General features: G+C 59.2%; 18 protein-coding genes. 7 read left to right on the top strand and 11 right to left on the bottom strand.

Annotated elements, in window-relative coordinates; translation table 11 throughout:
• Positions 1-80 precede the first annotated feature (80 nt).
• The 4 genes from B0D71_RS20900 to B0D71_RS20885 form a co-directional block, all read right to left on the bottom strand.
• Positions 81-1,379 carry an NAD(P)/FAD-dependent oxidoreductase gene (locus B0D71_RS20900; RefSeq protein WP_103396438.1) on the bottom strand — a complete coding sequence of 433 codons (1,299 nt, stop codon included), beginning with the start codon at positions 1,377-1,379 and terminating at the stop codon, positions 81-83.
• A 63-nt stretch (positions 1,380-1,442) separates the two neighbouring features.
• Positions 1,443-1,616, bottom strand: coding sequence for a DUF3094 domain-containing protein (locus tag B0D71_RS20895; protein WP_007970531.1), 174 nt, complete (start codon positions 1,614-1,616; stop codon positions 1,443-1,445).
• A gap of 54 nt (positions 1,617-1,670) precedes the next feature.
• Positions 1,671-2,198, bottom strand: coding sequence for an MOSC domain-containing protein (locus tag B0D71_RS20890; RefSeq protein WP_103396437.1), 528 nt, complete (start codon positions 2,196-2,198; stop codon positions 1,671-1,673).
• The gene (locus tag B0D71_RS20885) at positions 2,195-2,821 is read right to left on the bottom strand and encodes a DUF1780 domain-containing protein (RefSeq protein WP_007970534.1); all 627 of its coding nucleotides are present in this window, start codon (positions 2,819-2,821) and stop codon (positions 2,195-2,197) included. Before B0D71_RS20885 ends, B0D71_RS20890 begins: the two co-directional genes overlap by 4 nt.
• 219 nt (positions 2,822-3,040) lie before the next feature.
• Here B0D71_RS20885 and B0D71_RS20880 point away from each other — a divergent pair, with 219 nt between their 5' ends.
• From B0D71_RS20880 to B0D71_RS20870, 3 genes are read left to right on the top strand one after another with little or no spacing between them, the layout of a single operon-like run.
• On the top strand, positions 3,041-4,384 hold the full coding sequence (locus B0D71_RS20880; RefSeq protein WP_103396436.1) for an aromatic acid/H+ symport family MFS transporter: 1,344 nt from the start codon (positions 3,041-3,043) through the stop codon (positions 4,382-4,384).
• Between the two features lie 3 nt (positions 4,385-4,387).
• Positions 4,388-5,608 (top strand): benzoate/H(+) symporter BenE family transporter, encoded by a 1,221-nt coding sequence (locus B0D71_RS20875; RefSeq protein WP_103396435.1) that lies wholly within the window; start codon positions 4,388-4,390, stop codon positions 5,606-5,608.
• A 16-nt stretch (positions 5,609-5,624) separates the two neighbouring features.
• Entirely contained in the window at positions 5,625-6,893 is a 1,269-nt protein-coding gene (locus B0D71_RS20870; protein WP_103396434.1) for an OprD family porin, read from the top strand.
• Between the two features lie 8 nt (positions 6,894-6,901).
• Here B0D71_RS20870 and B0D71_RS20865 read toward each other — a convergent pair whose 3' ends face one another.
• Positions 6,902-7,144: a DUF2790 domain-containing protein gene (locus tag B0D71_RS20865; protein WP_103396433.1), complete on the bottom strand. Its 243-nt coding sequence runs from the start codon at positions 7,142-7,144 to the stop codon at positions 6,902-6,904.
• A 122-nt stretch (positions 7,145-7,266) separates the two neighbouring features.
• Here B0D71_RS20865 and B0D71_RS20860 point away from each other — a divergent pair, with 122 nt between their 5' ends.
• The gene (locus B0D71_RS20860; RefSeq protein ID WP_103396432.1) at positions 7,267-8,199 is read left to right on the top strand and encodes a LysR family transcriptional regulator; all 933 of its coding nucleotides are present in this window, start codon (positions 7,267-7,269) and stop codon (positions 8,197-8,199) included.
• A gap of 71 nt (positions 8,200-8,270) precedes the next feature.
• Positions 8,271-8,960: an energy-coupling factor ABC transporter permease gene (locus tag B0D71_RS20855; protein ID WP_103396593.1), complete on the top strand. Its 690-nt coding sequence runs from the start codon at positions 8,271-8,273 to the stop codon at positions 8,958-8,960.
• A 34-nt stretch (positions 8,961-8,994) separates the two neighbouring features.
• Here B0D71_RS20855 and yacG read toward each other — a convergent pair whose 3' ends face one another.
• Genes yacG through B0D71_RS20835 form a run of 4 tightly spaced genes read right to left on the bottom strand, consistent with a single transcriptional unit; the run spans position 8,995 to position 11,903 of the window.
• A complete protein-coding gene (yacG, locus tag B0D71_RS20850) occupies positions 8,995-9,195 on the bottom strand; it encodes a DNA gyrase inhibitor YacG (protein WP_007970539.1) in 201 nt (66 codons plus the stop codon).
• A complete protein-coding gene (gene coaE, locus B0D71_RS20845) occupies positions 9,192-9,815 on the bottom strand; it encodes a dephospho-CoA kinase (protein WP_103396431.1) in 624 nt (207 codons plus the stop codon). Before coaE ends, yacG begins: the two co-directional genes overlap by 4 nt.
• Positions 9,812-10,684: a prepilin peptidase gene (locus B0D71_RS20840; RefSeq protein WP_103396430.1), complete on the bottom strand. Its 873-nt coding sequence runs from the start codon at positions 10,682-10,684 to the stop codon at positions 9,812-9,814. The genes coaE and B0D71_RS20840 overlap by 4 nt, the downstream gene beginning before the upstream one ends.
• A gap of 1 nt (position 10,685) precedes the next feature.
• The gene (locus B0D71_RS20835; protein WP_103396429.1) at positions 10,686-11,903 is read right to left on the bottom strand and encodes a type II secretion system F family protein; all 1,218 of its coding nucleotides are present in this window, start codon (positions 11,901-11,903) and stop codon (positions 10,686-10,688) included.
• A 227-nt stretch (positions 11,904-12,130) separates the two neighbouring features.
• Here B0D71_RS20835 and B0D71_RS20830 point away from each other — a divergent pair, with 227 nt between their 5' ends.
• Positions 12,131-12,553 carry a pilin gene (locus tag B0D71_RS20830; protein ID WP_103396428.1) on the top strand — a complete coding sequence of 141 codons (423 nt, stop codon included), beginning with the start codon at positions 12,131-12,133 and terminating at the stop codon, positions 12,551-12,553.
• 300 nt (positions 12,554-12,853) lie between these two features.
• Entirely contained in the window at positions 12,854-13,216 is a 363-nt protein-coding gene (locus B0D71_RS20825; protein ID WP_103396427.1) for a BON domain-containing protein, read from the top strand.
• 388 nt (positions 13,217-13,604) lie between these two features.
• On the opposite strand, the gene B0D71_RS20820 is transcribed toward B0D71_RS20825, so the two are convergent.
• Both B0D71_RS20820 and B0D71_RS20815 read right to left on the bottom strand, forming a co-directional pair.
• Positions 13,605-13,901 (bottom strand): DUF2845 domain-containing protein, encoded by a 297-nt coding sequence (locus B0D71_RS20820; RefSeq protein ID WP_103396592.1) that lies wholly within the window; start codon positions 13,899-13,901, stop codon positions 13,605-13,607.
• Positions 13,901-16,858: a DUF748 domain-containing protein gene (locus tag B0D71_RS20815; RefSeq protein WP_103396426.1), complete on the bottom strand. Its 2,958-nt coding sequence runs from the start codon at positions 16,856-16,858 to the stop codon at positions 13,901-13,903. The genes B0D71_RS20820 and B0D71_RS20815 overlap by 1 nt, the downstream gene beginning before the upstream one ends.
• Positions 16,859-16,941: the final 83 nt, after the last annotated feature.

The following is a 16,941-nucleotide window of genomic DNA, read 5'->3' as shown; positions in this document are numbered from 1 at the left end:
TACGGGGATTTTTTTTGCTTTCAAAAATACTGGGCGTGCCGCAAACCCTGTGGGAGCGAGCTCGCTCCCACAGGTTTACATCAGTGCAGCTTGAGTCGAGGCTCGGTGCCGCGTCCGATCTTGCTGCCCAGCATCAGCATCGCCGTGCGGAACGGCCCGTACAACGCCATTTGGTGCATGCGATATAGCGACACGTAGAACATCCGCGCCAGCCAGCCTTCGAGCATCACGCTGCCGGTGAGGTTGCCCATCAAGTTACCCACAGCCGAAAAACGCGACAGCGAGATCAGCGAACCGTAGTCGGTGTATTTGTACTCCGGCAGTGCCTTGCCTTCGATGCGCAGTTTCAGCGATTTAGCCAGCAACGAAGCCTGTTGGTGAGCAGCCTGGGCGCGTGGCGGCACATTGCGGTCGCTGCCCGGTTGCGGGCAGGCGGCGCAGTCACCGAACGCAAAGATGTTTTCGTCACGGGTGGTTTGCAGGGTCGGCAGCACTTGCAGTTGATTGATGCGGTTGGTTTCCAGGCCATCGATGTCCTTGAGGAAACCCGGTGCGCGAATCCCGGCGGCCCAGACCTTCAGGCTAGCGTTGATCACTTTACCGTCGGCGGTAATCAAGGCGTCAGCCGTCACTTCGCTGACCGCTGCATTGGTCATGACGTTGACCCCGAGTTTCTCCAGGGTTTTATGCACAGGCCCGCCAATCCGCTCCGGCAGCGCTGGCAGGACTCGTGGCCCGGCTTCGATCAGAGTGATGTGCATGTTTTCCGGTTTGATCCGGTCCAGCCCATAGGCTGCCAATTCATGGGCGGCGTTGTGCAGCTCGGCGGCCAGTTCGACCCCGGTGGCACCGGCGCCGACGATGGCCACGCTGATTTGTTCGACTGTGTCGGTCTGACCGGCGTGAGCGCGCAAATAGTGATTGAGCAGTTGCTGGTGGAAACGCTCGGCCTGTTTACGGGTGTCGAGGAACAGGCAGTGCTGCGCCGCGCCCTGGGTGCCGAAATCGTTGGTGGTGCTGCCGACGGAGATCACCAACGAGTCGTAAGGCACTTCGCGGGCCGGCACCAGCTCCAGACCGGCTTCGTCATAGGTGGCGGCCAGTTGGATTTTTTTCTTCGCGCGATCGAGCCCGCTCATGCGCCCCAGCTGAAACTCGAAGTGGTTCCATTTGGCCTGGGCAACATAGTTGAGTTCATCTTCTGAGGAGTTCAGGGAACCGGCCGCCACTTCGTGCAACAACGGTTTCCAGATGTGGGTCAGGTTCGAGTCGACCAGCATCACACTGGCCGTGCCGCGCTTGCCCAGAGTCTTACCCAGACGGGTAGCCAACTCCAGACCGCCGGCGCCGCCGCCAACGATGACAATACGATGAGTCATGGGGATATCTCGCAAGGCTAAAGGAAATCTTTGTCTTCATTACCCAAGCGAGCGCAAGGCAGCTCATAGCGTCAGGTAACTGATAAGTCGGCTCAACAGGCCCAGACCAATGGTCACTGCCAATACCAGTACAAGGAGCATCCACGGCCGGAAAGGCCGGCGCTCGACTTGGTGCTGGGACAACTGCAGGTACTCTTCGACATGCTTCTGGTCGTCGGGGTTCAGGCGGCTGGTCATATCGGGCCTCGTCAGGGGTAGACGTTGCTGAATGTGTAGAAGCTACAGTGTTTTTTACCCGGGGTTGAACGCAGCATAGCCGCTGTCCGGAACGGGTTCGACGATCACAATATCGTCCAGGCGAATGATTCCACTTTGTAACACCCGGGCGGTGATTCCGCCATGTCCGCGCACGGCCTGAAAGGTGCCGATGCCCAGGTTGCTTTCAAGACGCGCACAGGGCTGGCACCAGCCGGTGGTTTCGAACGTTGCCTGGCCAATCCGGAAGCGGCGGCCTTTGAGGCTGAACAGGTTGATGCCGCTGATAACGAGATTGCGCCGCAGATCTTCAGGCCGGACCGGATGATCCTGCGCTCGCCCCATCAATGCGCTGATCACGGCCAGGTGCTCCCATTGAATCAGCGTCACCTGCCGCGCATTGCGCACGCCGGGGCGGGCGTGGTCGCCGGTCAGGCCGGCCTCCAGGCGCGCTTCCACGGCATCGAGTTCAAGCATCTGCGAACGTGATTGCGCACGCACGCCGATCCAGCGTACACGACCTTGTTGCGGCACCTCGGCGATCAGCTCCTGCAGCGGGCTCACAGGCTGATCCCGACGTCAAAAACAATGCTGCGCCCCAGGTTGCTGCGCAAGAAGTCCGGCGCATCCGGGTGAGCGAACAGCACGCGGGCGAAGGTCGGCCCAACCAATGACAGCGAACGCCAGCCCTGACGCAGGTATTCGGTCGGCGGGGGGAAATGGCTGTTGAGGTCTAGCACTTCGCGTTTGAGGCTGGCAAAGGCAATGATGTCCAATTCACCCAGATCCATGCCGCGTTCTTTGTAGTTGTGCGCTTTTTTGCGCAAGGTCGGCGCCAATCGCAGCAAGAACTCGTTGGCGGGGATGCGTCGTGGCTTGGCCTCGCGGCGCACCAGTTGGCTGAGGGAAAACGCGCTGCGGCGGCGTTGCAGTTCGTCGCGCCATTCATCGTTGAGGCGTCGGCCCTCGTCGAGGACGAAGAACACTTCGAAACTGGCATCGCGAAACAACACATCCGGCGGTTCCCCGGCGGGGGCGAACTCATCGGCACGATAGGGAATGTTCAAGCCTTGCAGCAGGCGCTGGCAGACCCAACGCTCGCGCTCCCATTTGCGGGCATTGGACAGGAAGGCGTTGGCCTGCTCGGCCGCGATGGTCAGCAGGCGTAAGTAATCTGAGTCATCCATAGGCCCAAGCTTAGCGTTCAAATGTGATCGCAAAGAAGACAATTTGTCGGAGAGGCTCATAGCCTTCCGTTCCCATGCCCGTTTCAGGGCCCTGCACAAAATGGATAGTGATCTGCGCGCACTGGCTATTGCCTCGTCTCGGGCGACTCTACCCTCGGCTGTACGGACGTAAGCCGTGTTACCGACGCTCTAAAAAAACAACAACAAGAGATATACGCCATGCGCAAGATCGACGTACATGAGGTTATCGACAACGCTCGTTTCAACCGCTTTCACTGGATGGTGCTGTTCTGGTGTGCCCTGATCATCATCTTCGACGGTTACGATCTGGTGATCTACGGCGTGGTTTTGCCGATGCTGATGAAAGAGTGGGGGCTCAGCCCCCTGCAAGCCGGTGCACTGGGCAGCTATGCACTGTTCGGCATGATGTTTGGCGCGCTGTTCTTCGGTCCGCTGTCGGACAAGATCGGCCGCAAGAAGGCCATCACGATCTGCGTAATGCTCTTCAGTGGCTTCACCGTACTCAATGGTTTCGCCCGAAATCCCACTGAATTCGGCCTCTGTCGCTTCATTGCCGGGCTCGGCATTGGCGGCGTGATGCCTAACGTCGTGGCACTGATGAACGAGTACGCGCCGAAAAAAATCCGCAGCACGCTGGTCGCGATCATGTTCAGCGGTTACTCGGTGGGTGGCATGCTGTCCGCCGGACTGGGCATTGTGCTGATCCCGAGTTTCGGCTGGCAGTCGGTGTTTTACGTGGCGGTCTTGCCGCTGCTGTTGTTGCCGTTGATCATGTATTTCCTGCCCGAATCGGTGGGCTTCATGTTGCGTCAGGGGCGTAATGAAGAGGCGCGCAACATTCTTCAGCGCATCGATCCGGTCTACGTCGCGCAACCGTCTGACCAATTGCACATGGCCGAAGTGAAAGGCACGGGCACCCCGGTGTTGCAGTTGTTCCGTGAAGGCCGTGCGCTGCGCACGCTAATGTTGTGGCTGGCATTTTTCTGCTGCCTGTTGATGGTGTACGCGCTGAGTTCCTGGCTGCCGAAACTGATGGCCAACGCCGGTTACAGCCTGGGTTCGAGCCTGTCGTTCCTGCTGGTGTTGAACTTCGGGGCGATCTTCGGCGCAGTCGGCGGCGGGGTGCTGGGCGACAAACTCAATCTGCCGCGGGTGCTGGCGGTGTTTTTCGCCATGGCGGCGGTGTCGATCACGCTGTTGGGCTTCAACAGCCCGATGCCAGTGTTGTACCTGCTGATCGCCATTGCGGGTGCCACCACCATTGGTTCACAGATTCTCTTGTACGCCTGCGCCGCGCAGTTTTACTCCATGACGATTCGTTCTACCGGGCTGGGCTGGGCGTCGGGTATTGGGCGTAACGGGGCCATCGTCGGTCCGCTGCTGGGTGGCGCCTTGCTCGGGATCAGCCTGCCACTGCAACTGAACTTCATGGCGTTTGCCTTGCCCGGTGCGGTGGCGGCCCTGGCCATGACCGTGTTCGCCGTCAGCAGCCGACGCAGCGTTGCTGGCGTCAACTCAGCGTTGTCAGCGACCGGTGCCTGAATCATGAAAGTGTTTTTCCAGGACTTCTCGTTGTCAGCCGCCGTGGCTGGATTCATTGCGACGGTGATTTCCTACGCCGGCCCGTTGGTGATCATCTTTCAGGCGGCAGAAGCGGCACATCTTTCGCGGGAAGTGTTGTCGTCCTGGATTTGGGCGATCTCCATTGGCAGCGCTGTGCTCGGTATCGGTTTGAGCCTGCGCTACCGCGTTCCGGTGATCATCGCCTGGTCGGCGCCGGGCTCGGCGTTGCTGGTGACGCTGTTGCCGGACATCTCCATGGCAGAGGCGGTGGGGGCTTATTTGCTCAGCAGCCTGATCATTTTCGTGGTCGGGATCTCGGGGGCTTTCGACCGGATCATCAGCAAACTGCCGGCAGCCATTGCGGCGGCGATGCTGGCGGGGATCCTGTTCAGTTTCGGTACCGGGTTGTTCGTGTCGATGCAACGCAAGCCGTTGTTGGTGCTGGCGATGTTTGCCACGTACCTGATCTGCAAGCGGGTGATGCCGCGTTATGCGGTGATGATGGTGTTGTTGGTGGGGTGTTCGATTGCCGCGTTCACCGGTGATTTGCATCGTGAAGCGCTGGTGATCGGCCTGGCCACGCCGGTGTGGATCACGCCCGAGTTCAGCTTGGGCGCGATCCTGAACATCGCCTTGCCGCTGGTGATGGTGGCGCTGACCGGTCAGTTCGTGCCCGGCATGGCGGTGCTGCGCGCGAGTGGATATCCAACGCCGGCAAGCCCGATCATCGCCAGTAGCGCGCTGGGCACGGCATTGCTGGCGCCGTTTGGTTGCCATGGACTGAATCTGGCGGCGATCACCGCAGCGATCTGCACCGGTCACGAATCCCACGAAGATCCTCGCAAACGCTACGTGGCCGGGGTCGTTGGCGGCCTGTGCTACCTGCTGCTGGGGATCTTCGGCGCCACGCTGGTCTCGCTGTTTTCTGCGTTCCCCAAAGAGTTGATCGCGGCGCTGGCCGGACTGGCCCTGTTCGCCGCCATTGCGGGTGCGTTGATGGGCGCGATGGCGGTGCCGAGCGATCGTGAAGCCGCGCTGGTGACCTTTCTGGTCACGGCTTCGGGCATGTCGTTGTTCGGTTTGTCCGCGGCGTTCTGGGGGCTGATTTTCGGCATGGTCACCCATGTGCTGTTGAGCGCCCGTCGTCCCTTTCCCCTTCGCAAATCCACTGCAACTGAAGTCCTTCAACCAGTCGATCAATAACAATAAGAGAAAAACGATGAAACAGATTCTCCCAACAACCGGTTCGGCGTTGTCCCTGGCTGTCGTCTCGAGTTTTTCCACGGGCACGATGGCCGCTGAAAAAGGCTTTATCGAAGACACCACCGCGACGTTGCAGGCGCGCAATTACTACTTCAGCCGCGACTATTCCGACATCGTCGGCGCCAACCAGCAATCGAAGGCCGAAGAGTGGGCGCAGGGCTTCATTCTCAATGTGAAGTCCGGATACACCCAGGGGACCGTCGGGTTTGGGGTGGATGTCATCGGCTTGCTCGGTCTCAAGCTCGACAGCGCCCCGGACCGGACCAATACCGGTTTGCTGCCGGTGCAGGACGACGGCCGCGCGGCTGACAACTACAGCCGTCTGGAAGGTGCGTTGAAGATGCGCTACTCCAAGACAGAGCTGAAAGTCGGTGAGCTGCAACCCAATCTGCCAGTGTTGGCATTCAGCGATATTCGCCTGCTGCCACCGAGCTATCAGGGCGCAAGCATCACCTCCAACGAGATCAATGGCCTGACGTTGCAGGGTGGTCACTTGAGTTCAACCAGCCTGCGCAACGAGGCAGGCGACGAAAAGATGCAAGCGATGCTGGGTCATGTTCCGCAGCGTCAGGTCAGCAGTGACGGTTTCAATTTTGCCGGCGCTGATTATGCCTTCAACGACAAGCGCAGCTCGGTCAGCGCCTGGTACGGGCAACTGGAAGATATCTACAACCAGCGTTTTCTGGGTTTAAAGCACAGTGAGCCGGTGGGCGACTGGATCCTCGGCGCCAACCTCGGTTACTACGATTCGCGCGAGGACGGCAAAAAACTGCTGGGCAACATCGTCAACCAGGCGTTCTTCTCGTTGCTGTCGGCCAAGCGTGGCGGCCATACGTTTTACGTCGGCTATCAGGGCATGTTCGGTGACAGTGCATTCCCACGGGTGTTTGCCAACATCTCGCCACTGGGCAACGAAGTGCCGACCTACGAGTTCGCCTTCACCGATGAACGTTCCTGGCAGGCGCGCTATGACTACGACTTCGCGGCGCTCGGTGTACCGGGGCTGACCAGCACCGTGCGCTACATCAGTGGCAATAACGTCGATACCGGCAAGGGCTATGAAGGCAAGGATCGCGAGCGTGACCTGGACATCGGCTATGTGCTGCAGAGCGGCAGCCTCAAAGGTCTTGGCATCCGTGTGCGCAACGCGATGGCGCGTTCAAACTACCGCAGTGATATTGACGAGAACCGTTTGATCCTCAGCTACACGTGGACCTTGCTGTGAGCCATTGATCACAGGTTGCTGGTGCAATCACCGATGACGTTGTAGGTCACGCGGCGGGTCTGGCCCTGATGATCGACATACACCATGGTCGCCGGTACGACCCCGCACGCGGTCGCGGTGTCCGACACAGAAACCACCTTGGCGATGTCCAGTGGCTGCGCCGGGTTGTACAGGACTGCGAGGGGCTCGTTGTCGGCGGCCATGGCCGAGGTGGCGACTACGGTCAGCAACAGGCTGATCAACGTTTTCATCTTGGCGTGCTCCGGGTCGGTTCTGATGTCTGAATTTTAGTCTTTGCCACCGACGGATAAAGGGGCGAACGGCGGATGCAGCCTTACATAAAACGTAACAGTGATCGCCCGAGGGGGGGCTTATGGATGTGCTTAACAACTTGCGCGTGTTCATCCGGGTGGTGGACTGCGCCAGTTTCACCGGGGCTGCCGATGCACTGGATCTGTCGACCGCGCAGGTATCCCGATTGGTCGCGGATCTGGAGGGGCATGTTCAGGCGCGTCTGCTGCAACGCACCACGCGGCGCTTGAGCCTGACCGATGCCGGCGAACGTTTCCTGCTGCGCAGCCGGCAAATCGTCGAAGCCATGGATGAGGCGACGGCCGAGGCCCGCGGCGCTCATATCAATCCGGCTGGACGCCTGCGGGTGCACAGCATGAACGGCCTGGGTGTGCTGCTCACACCGTTGATCGCCCGCTACAGCGAGCTTTATCCCGATGTGGTGTTCGAACTGACCTTGTCGCAGTGCAATCCCGATCCACTGGTGGAAGGTCACGATGTGGTGATTTCGATTGCTCCCGAACTGGCCGACTCGCAAATGGTTGCGCAAGCCATCGGGCAAATCTACAGCGTGCCCTGTGCCGCCCCGACTTACTTGCAACGCCGGGGTGTGCCGCAGCAGCCGCTGGCGCTGAACGATCATCAATGCCTGCGCATGCTCGACCCGCTGTACAGCGATCAATGGCTGTTTCAGGACGAGCACGGCGAGCATGCCGTCAGTCCGGCCAAGACCTTTCAGTGCAATGTTGCCGAGTCGATGGTCAAGGCGTCGGAGGCGGGCATGGGCATCAGCCTGCTGCCGTTCTACACCGCGACGCGGCCCTTGAGCGACGGCACGTTGCTGCGCGTGTTACCTGCATGGCGCCTGCGCGAACGCAACGTGTATGCGCTGTATCCTTCGCGACGCTTTCTCGATGCCAAGGTCCGCACTTGGGTGGACTTTCTCAAGTCAGAGCTACCTAAGCTGTTCGCTGAACATGACGCGGTGATGAGCGATCCGCGGCATTGGGCTTGAAGTCGAAGGGCAGGCGAGCGGCGGTGTAGACTGAGTGTCTGTTGTTTTTCACCTGGGAGGCGCGCGTAGCCATGATCGGTGCAGAGTTGCTGTCATCGCAAACCCTTGCGGTCGGCTGGCTGATCTATGTGCCGGTGTTGATTTGGGCGATCTGTCGCGCGCCGTGGGTTGAACTGTTCACCGACAGCCGTCGTCAGCATCTGCTGTTTGGAACGGTGTTTGCGCTGTTTCTGTTGTGGCTGGTGCGACGCGACTTTGATACCGGCGTGTCTTACCACTTCATCGGCATGACAGCGGTGACGCTACTGCTGGACTGGCCTATGGCGCTGGTCGGCGGGTTGGTGGCGCAAATGGGACTGGTGCTGCTCGGGCGTCAGGACCTGCTGGCGGTAGGGGTCAATGGCGCGCTGTTGATTGCGCTGCCAGTACTGGTCACCGAGTGCTGCGCCATTCTGGTGGAGCGGGCGCAACCGCGAAATCCCTTCGTGTATATCTTCGTTTCCGGATTCTTTGCCGCCGCACTGTCCGCGTTGCTGTGCCTGCTGCTGGCGCTGTGGTTGCTGTGGTTCGATGAGCGTTTCGAGATGCCGTACTGGCTTGAGGATTTTGTCGGTTACCTGTGGCTGATCATTTTTCCCGAGGCGTTTATCAACGGCATGGTGGTCAGTGCGTTGGTGGTGTTCTGCCCGGAATGGCTGGAGACGTTCAACCGCACGCGCTACCTCTCGGCCCCCTGGAAGGATGACGATCCCAAGTCCTGATTCGCATCAAATCCTGAAATCGTCACGATCAGGATCAGTGACGGGGGTCGAAGTCACCACTGAACATCTCGTCCTCGGCATCGGGAGCCACTGGGATCTTGTGTTCTTCGGACGCCCAGGCGCCAAGGTCGATCAGTTTGCAGCGGTCGGAGCAGAAGGGCCGGAATTTGCTCTCGGCGGTCCATTCCACGGGGGCGCCACAGGTTGGGCATTCGACGGTTGTTGGTTGGCTCATGACTGGCCTCCACGCAAAGTAAGATAAAAGTGATGCAGGCGTTCGACCTCGCTGTGCAACCAGGCAAGGTCGCGGTCATTGACCACGACGTCGTCGGCATGGCTCACGCGATTCTGGCGGCTGGACTGGGCCTTGAGAATCGCCTGGACTTGCTGTTCGCTGGTTTGGTCTCGTTGCAGAGTGCGTTCAATCTGCAATTGTTCCGGGGCATCAATCACTAGAACCCGTTGGGTCATGGCGTATTGACCGGACTCGATCAGCAGTGGCGAAACCAGAATCGCATAAGGCGATTTTGCCAGCGCCAGGTGGTGTGCGATTTCCTCCCCGATCAGTGGATGCAGGAGGGCCTCCAGCCAGCGGCGCTCTTCAGGCACTTCGAAGATCAATTTGCGTAGCGCAGCGCGGTCCAGTTGCCCGTCGGCCTGCAACACAGCGGGGCCGAAGTGCTCGGCAATCTGTGCCAGTGCCGGGCGGCCAGGTTCGACTACCCAGCGAGCGGCATGGTCGGCGTCGACCACATGCACGCCCAGGTCGATGAAGTGTTGGGCCGCGGCACTCTTGCCGCTGCCTATGCCACCGGTCAGGCCGAGAATCCAGGGTTTTTCCACAGGGGTATTCATTTCAAACCGACAAACTGCCAATAGAGGTCGGTTATTTGACCACCCCAGAGCAAGGCAATCCAGCCGGCAATGGCCAGATAGGGACCGAAAGGGATCGGAGTCGACGTTTTTGCACTGCGCCAGCGCAGCATCATCAAGCCGATAATGGCACCCACCAGCGAGGACAAAAGGATGGTCAGTGGCAAAATCTGCCAGCCACCCCAGGCGCCCAGCATCGCCAGCAGCTTGAAATCACCGTAGCCCATGCCGTCTTTGCCCGTGATCAGCTTGAACAGCCAGAACACCGACCACAGCACGCTGTAGCCGGCTATCGCACCCCAAAGCGCCTCGTGCAACGACACGAACAGGCCAAAACTGTTGACGATCAACCCCAGCCACATCAACGGCAGCACCAGTACGTCCGGCAATATCTGATGTTCTGCGTCGATCAGGCTCATCGCCAGCAAACCCCAGCTCAGGACCAGCACCAGGCCGGCCGGCCAACCGAAGCCGAAGTGCCAGGCGACAAACGCCGACAGCGCGCCACAGGCCAGTTCGGTCAACGGGTAGCGCGGGCTGATTGCCGTCGCGCAGGCTGAACAGCGGCCGCGCAAAAACACATAACTGAGCAGTGGAATGTTTTCCCAGGCGCGGATTCGGTGACCGCAGTGCGGGCACTGGGAATGGGGCAGCAGCAGGTTAAAGGTCGGTACCGGCGTTTCGCCAGGCAACCCGAGAATGTCATGGGCCTGCACACGCCACTCGCGTTCGAGCATTTTCGGCAGGCGCCAGATCAGCACATTGAGGAAGCTGCCGACCAACAGGCCGGTGATGCCTGCGAGAAGGACAAAGGCCAGCGGATAGTGAGTCAGAATTTCATTCAAGGGCATGTCAGATCGCTGAGCCGAGTTGGAAGATGGGCAGGTACATGGCAACTACCAGTCCACCGACGATAGCACCCAGCACCACCATGATGAACGGTTCCATCAGGCTGGTGAGGTTATCGACCATGTTATCGACATCGTCTTCGTAGAACCCCGCGACTTTGTCGAGCATATTGTCCAGAGCACCGGACTCTTCGCCGATGGCAGTCATTTGTATCGCCATGTTCGGAAAGACGCCGGAGGTACGCATGGCGAAGTTCAATTGCATGCCGGTCGAAACGTCCTGCCGGATGCGTAGTACCGCACGCTTGAACACGATATTGCCGGTCGCGCCGGCCACTGATTCCAAGGCCTCCACCAATGGCACGCCGGCAGCGAAAGTGGTCGACAGCGTACGGGCGAACCGGGCAACCGCGGACTTGTACATCAACGTGCCCACCAGCGGCAGTTTCAGCAGCCAGGTGTCCATCCGGTCACGAAAGGCCGGGGATGTATTGAGGGCATGGCGCACACCAAAGGTCATTGCGATCAGTGCGCCAAGGACCGTCCACCACCAGGCCTGCATGAATTGCGACAGGCCAATGACCATCACGGTGAAGGCCGGCAGTTCGGCGCCAAAGCCTTTGAACACTGATTCGAACTGCGGCACGACATTGATCAGCAGAATCCCGGTGACAACCGCCGCGACGAACACCACCACCAACGGGTAGGTCATGGCTTTCCTGACCTTGGCCTTGAGGCTTTCGCTTTTTTCCTTGTAGGTCGCGACCCGCTCCAAAAGGGTGTCGAGGGCACCGGCCTGCTCGCCGGCATCCACCAGGTTGCAATACAGTTCATCGAAATACCGGGGGTTCTTGCGCAGGGCGGCGGCGAAGCTGTTGCCTGCCGCGACTTCCTGTTTCAGTTCGTCCACCAGCGTGCGCATGGCCGGATTGTCCAAGCCTTCGCCGATGATGTCGAACGACTGCAGCAACGGCACGCCGGCCTTCATCATCGTCGCCATTTGCCGGGTGAACAGGGCAATGTCCCGGGCCTTGATGCGCTTGCCCATGTTGAAAACCGACTGGGTTTTTTTACGAACCTTGCCGGGATTGATGCCTTGCTTGCGCAGTTTCGCCCTGATCAGCGCCGGGTTCTGACCGCTGAGCTCACCGGTTACCTGTGTGCCTTTGCGGTCAATGCCCTCCCATGCATACACGCTGATTTTCGCTGCCTTGACCGCCATGTTCAGTCCTGGGTAATCCGCTTGAGTGGGTCTTATAGCCTAGTCAAACGATGGAGCCAAACCGGCAAGGGTGAGGTGACAAAAAACGTCAGATAGTGCTGATCCTGGCAGAAGGAAAGGCCTTCACGGCGGCCACGCCCTCTGCCAACAGGGGCTTCTGGCCTTGGCACAGGCTGTGCTGCCAAGGGGCAGGTCATGAGCCTTCGACTCATGCATGGAGCTTGTACATGAACAATCAAAAAGGTTTTACCCTGATCGAGCTGCTCGTCGTGGTGGCGATCATCGGGATCCTGGCCACACTGGGTTTGCCGATGTATTCCAAATACCAGGCTCGGGCCAAGGTCACGGCGGCCCTGGCCGAGCTGACTGCAATGAAGGTGCCGTTCGAGGATGTAATCAATCAGGGGGGCACGCCGACTATTGCCAACGTGGCGCCTGCCGGTGAGACCTCGACCACCCACTGCGCCCTGTCTGTGACGGCTACAACGCCGGCGGGAGGGGGATCAATCGTTTGTACGTTGCACAATGCCCCGGGGGTGGTCCAGGGCAAAACCGTCACTCTGACACGGGAGGAAGCCAAAGGCTGGTCATGTAAGAGCAGCGTTTCCCAGGATTACTTGCCTAAAGGGTGTTCCGGTTCTGCGGCATGAATTGCTGAACCAAGTCCCCGCTTTTGCGGGGTTTTCCTGTTAGTCGACCCGTCGTCAAATACCGCAGATAAAGCTCAGAAATTTCAGCATCTTAGGAACTTTCCATAAACCCGCAACTTGCATGCAGTGTTTCGGCTTCTCGTGCATTTTGCATGATTTCGAAAATGACCTAATTGCATAAATTGTTGATTTATAAAGGTTTAATTCTTGTTTCAAAGTTGGCACAGCGTTCGCAATATCCCTGGTAACCCTGCCGACATGACACCCGGCAGACTTTTCCGAAAAACAGGAGTTACTCGTATGAAGAAGTTCGCTATCACTGCCGCTGCTGCTACCGCGCTGACCCTGACCCTGACCCTGGCCAACGCCGCGTTCGCTCAAACCACTCAGGCAACCCAGTCGCCAATGGTGCTGGCTGCCGGTGAAATGACCGAAGCGAAAGAAGCTACTTCCGACACCTGGATCACCACCAAAGTCAAAAGTGACCTGATGACCGAAAAAGGCATTCCAGGCACCGATATCAAAGTCGAAACCAACAAAGGCGTCGTATCGCTGTCGTCCACCGTGGCGGTCACCGACGCGCAGAAAACCACCGCCGTGGCCATCACCAAGAAAATCAAAGGCGTCAAAGCGGTTTCCGCTGACGGCCTGAAAGCCGAGTAAGGCAAGGCTTCTCGCCTGGACCGGGAGAAGGTGCGACAGACGGGCCGAGTCATACGTCTGTTGCAACCTGAGTGTTCATGCGAAGGGCCAAAAGGAGTTTGGCCACCACAGGCCCCGGGCATTTTTGCCGGGGCCTGTTCTATGTGTAGCGCTGAAAACCCAATGTGGGAGCGGGCTTGCTCCCACATTGGATAGTGCTAATTAATGGTTCCTCACGCATTCCGGGGAAACTGTAGGAGCCGGCTTGCCGGCGATGGACTCAAGTGTGCCGCGTCTATCTAGTTCACGCGCGTTATCGTTAACGGCCATCGCTGGCAAGCCAGCTCCTACAAGGGACCGCGTCCGAGTCGACAATGAGGGGGCCTCCAAACCAGTGAAAGCCCCAAAATCAATTGCCGCGTTTGCTGGTGATCTGTTTCAGCCGGTTGCCTTCGAATCGCAAGTATTGATACATGCCACCCTTCGGTCCGTAGGTCCATTCCTCGACCTGAAACTCCTCGCGCCGATCTGCGCTGCGCTTGTAGCCCAGCAGGTCGCGACTGACCGGCTCGCCGCATTTCTGGAGGACCTCACTCGAACGGTCGCCGACGTTGATCAATTGGCTGCCACAGCGCAGGGTATCGGTCGCCCAGGCCTGACTGGCTGATAGCGCCAGAACCAGGCCTGTCAGCAACCGCCGGATCATCATTCGGCATCCAGATGCATCGGAGTTATCACGCGGCCGTCACTTTCTGCTTCGCCGAGATTGGCATCAATGAAGTACACCCGGTCGTCTTCCAGCTGGGCCTTGTCGACCAGGTAGTCCTTGATGCTGCTGGCGCGTTCCTGACCCAGTTGACGCAACAGCACGTCACTTGAGCTCCAGAATTTGATGACCTCGGCACGCATTTTCGCGGTGCGCTCTTCCTTGCCCAGATCCTTCCATTCCGCAGGGGGCTGGGTTTTCAGGCGGGTGCGGTAGATACCCTCGAGCAGCGGGCCTTTTTCCCCGTCCGGCACTTCCAGCAACGATGCCTGGGCCGGGACCTTGTCACCGCGGCGCTGGAGCATTTTGTAGTAGTTGTACTGGTATTCACGTTCCAGGCGTTGTTCGGCGATCAGCGGGCCATCGCTGCTCTGGGCGGCGGTGCCTTCGATTTCCAGGCGCAGGGCGGGGCGTTCCTTGAGTGCCTTGGAGAGTTTGTCCAGAGCGCCTTCGGCGTCCTTGCTCAGGTCGCTGGAACCGGCAGCGAACGACACACTGCCCAGATCTTCCGCGCCACCACCGTTGACCAGCCCACCAATGAGCTTGAACGGCGCTGCCGCGGCTTTGACGATCAGGTTACGCAGGGTCTGCCAGACAATCGGCATGATGCTGAATTGCGGATTGTTCAGGTCGCCGGTGACCGGCAGTTCGATGGAAATCTTGCCGTCGACGTCCTTGAGCAAGGCAATAGCCAGTTTCAGCGGCAGGCTCACGGCATCCGGGCTGTCGACTTTTTCACCGAGTTGCAGCTGTTCAACCACCACTTTGTTTTCAGCTTTGAGCTGGCCCTTGGTGATCTGGTAGTGCAGGTCGAGATTCAGCCGGCCTTTGCGGATTCGATAGCCGGCGAACTTGCCGGAGTAGGGCGTCAGCGTGGTCAGTTCCACGCGTTTGAAGCTGGTGGCGATGTCGAGGCTGGCCATCGGGTCGAACGGATTGACGGCGCCCTTGATGGTCACCGGCGCGTAGCGATCGACCTTGCCCTTGACGTCGACACCGGCCGGTTTCGGCTGGCGGCTGTCGATGGTGCCAATCTGCCCGTTGAGTTGCTGGATGGCAGTGGCGAAGTTCGGCGTCAGGCTGAAGTCGGCGAAGTTGGCCGAACCGTCATTGATGAAAATGCCACCGATGTGGATGCCCAACGGCTTTTCCTTGCTGGCCGGTTTGCTCGCAGCGGTTTTTGTTCCCGAGTCCGCCGGCTGCGGAATCAGTAGGTCATCGATGTTGGTGGTTCGATCATCATTGATCATGAAACGCGCGTAGGGCTGTAACAGGTTGATTTTGTCGATCGACAGGCTGTCCCCATGCTGATAGTTCAGGCCTTCGACCACGACCTGTTGCCACTTGAGGAAGTCGCGGGTTTTAAGGGTGTCCAGGGTATGCAACTGATCGACCTGGGCGCGGCCGGTGACGTTGAACGCCAGGGGCTCGGTGCTTTTCAGGTCGACCGCCAGATCGCTGCCGAGCATGCCGCTGCGCAGTTCCAGGCGAATGAATGGCGTGATGTAGGACTGGGCAACCCGCAGGTCGATGTCCTTGGTCTGTACCTTCAGCCTGGCGCTGACCGGGGCCAGGTTTACCTCGCCATCGGCCATGATCTTGCCTTGCTTGCCCACGCCGGTATCGAGCTTGAGGGTAAAGGGCGAGCCGTTGAGGCTGTCGAAGTTTTGCAGGTCGAGGTTCAGAGGGCTCAGATCCAGAGCGACGGCGGGTTGTGCCTTGCGGTCAGCCAGATGCACCTGGTAGTTGCGCAACTGCACATCCTTGAGCAGCACCTGCCAGGGTTTGCCCGGTGTGGTCGGTTCAGGTTTCGGTGAGTCTGCGGCCGCCGGAGCACTGGTCGGTTCGGCGTCCGCCTTGGCCTTGGCTGTGGGTTTTGATGGCTGGCTGGCGAACAGTTTCTGCCAGTCGAGCTGGCCGTCCGACTCCAATGCGGCCCAAGTCTCCAGTTTGTTGCTGCGGATCTTGCCGACCACCACTTGCTGTTTGGCCAGGTCCACCGTGGTTTCGCTGATGTCCAGGCGCTCAAGCTTCACCAGTGGTCGCCCATCCGGGGCCTTGATCGCGAAGGGGGCGATGTTGACCGCTACATTGCTCAGCAGCAGCTCGGTTTCCTTGGACAGGTTGAGTTTGTAGTCGGTACTGATGCTCATCACGCCGCTTTCGAGGTCCAGTGGTACGGCATCGCGCACATAGGGCCAAAAGGCTTTCATCTTGCCATCAGTGATTTTCAGCTTACCTTCGGAAGCGATTGGGATCAGGCTGAAATTGCCGGTCCAGTCGATCTGTCCGCCGTAGGGACCGATGGCCACCAGGGTCATGTCGGCGCTGTCCTCAGGCAGGGTGCTGAGGTTTTTCAGCTCGAAATCGAGCTTGTCGTAGAGAAACTCGATGGGTTCGCTGGGCCGGGCGTCTTCAAAGTGCACGGCGCCGCCGGCCAGTTTGATCCGTTCGATGCGCAGCGGAAACGGCTTGGCATCCGGGTCGGTGGGTGTGGGTTCGCTCGCTGGCAGTTTGAACAGCCCAAGCAGATTGAGTTTGCCGTCCTTGCTGAACAGGATCTCGGTCTTGGGCTTGTCCAGTTCGATATCGGACAGGTGCACCGCCTTGGTCCACAGGCTGTCGAGTTGCAGATTGGCGTACAGGCGTTCGAAGCCGACCTGCTCTTTGCCGGGCTCGCCGATGTTCAAGCCCCAGAGGGTCAGTTCGAGGCTGAACGGATTGAATTCGATCCGCTGGATGGTGGCGGGGGTGGTGGCGTAGTTGGCCAGTTGCTGGTTGGCAACGCGCAACGCGACCCCCGGTAAAATCAGAAAGCCCAGCAAGCTGTAGAGGGCCAGAGCAGTCAACAAGGCGCCGATGGCGCGTATCAATCCTTTGTACATGTGTGGCTTCATCTGTCTGAATCGGAGTGCCTTGGAGTATGGCACGCGTTTCCGGTTCCGAAGTGATCGGCCTGTTCAGGAATTTTTAGATTTCT

The sequence above is a fragment of the Pseudomonas laurylsulfativorans genome, from assembly GCF_002906155.1.
Lineage (GTDB): Bacteria > Pseudomonadota > Gammaproteobacteria > Pseudomonadales > Pseudomonadaceae > Aquipseudomonas > Aquipseudomonas laurylsulfativorans.
This window is presented reverse-complemented; position numbering and strand designations above follow the sequence as displayed.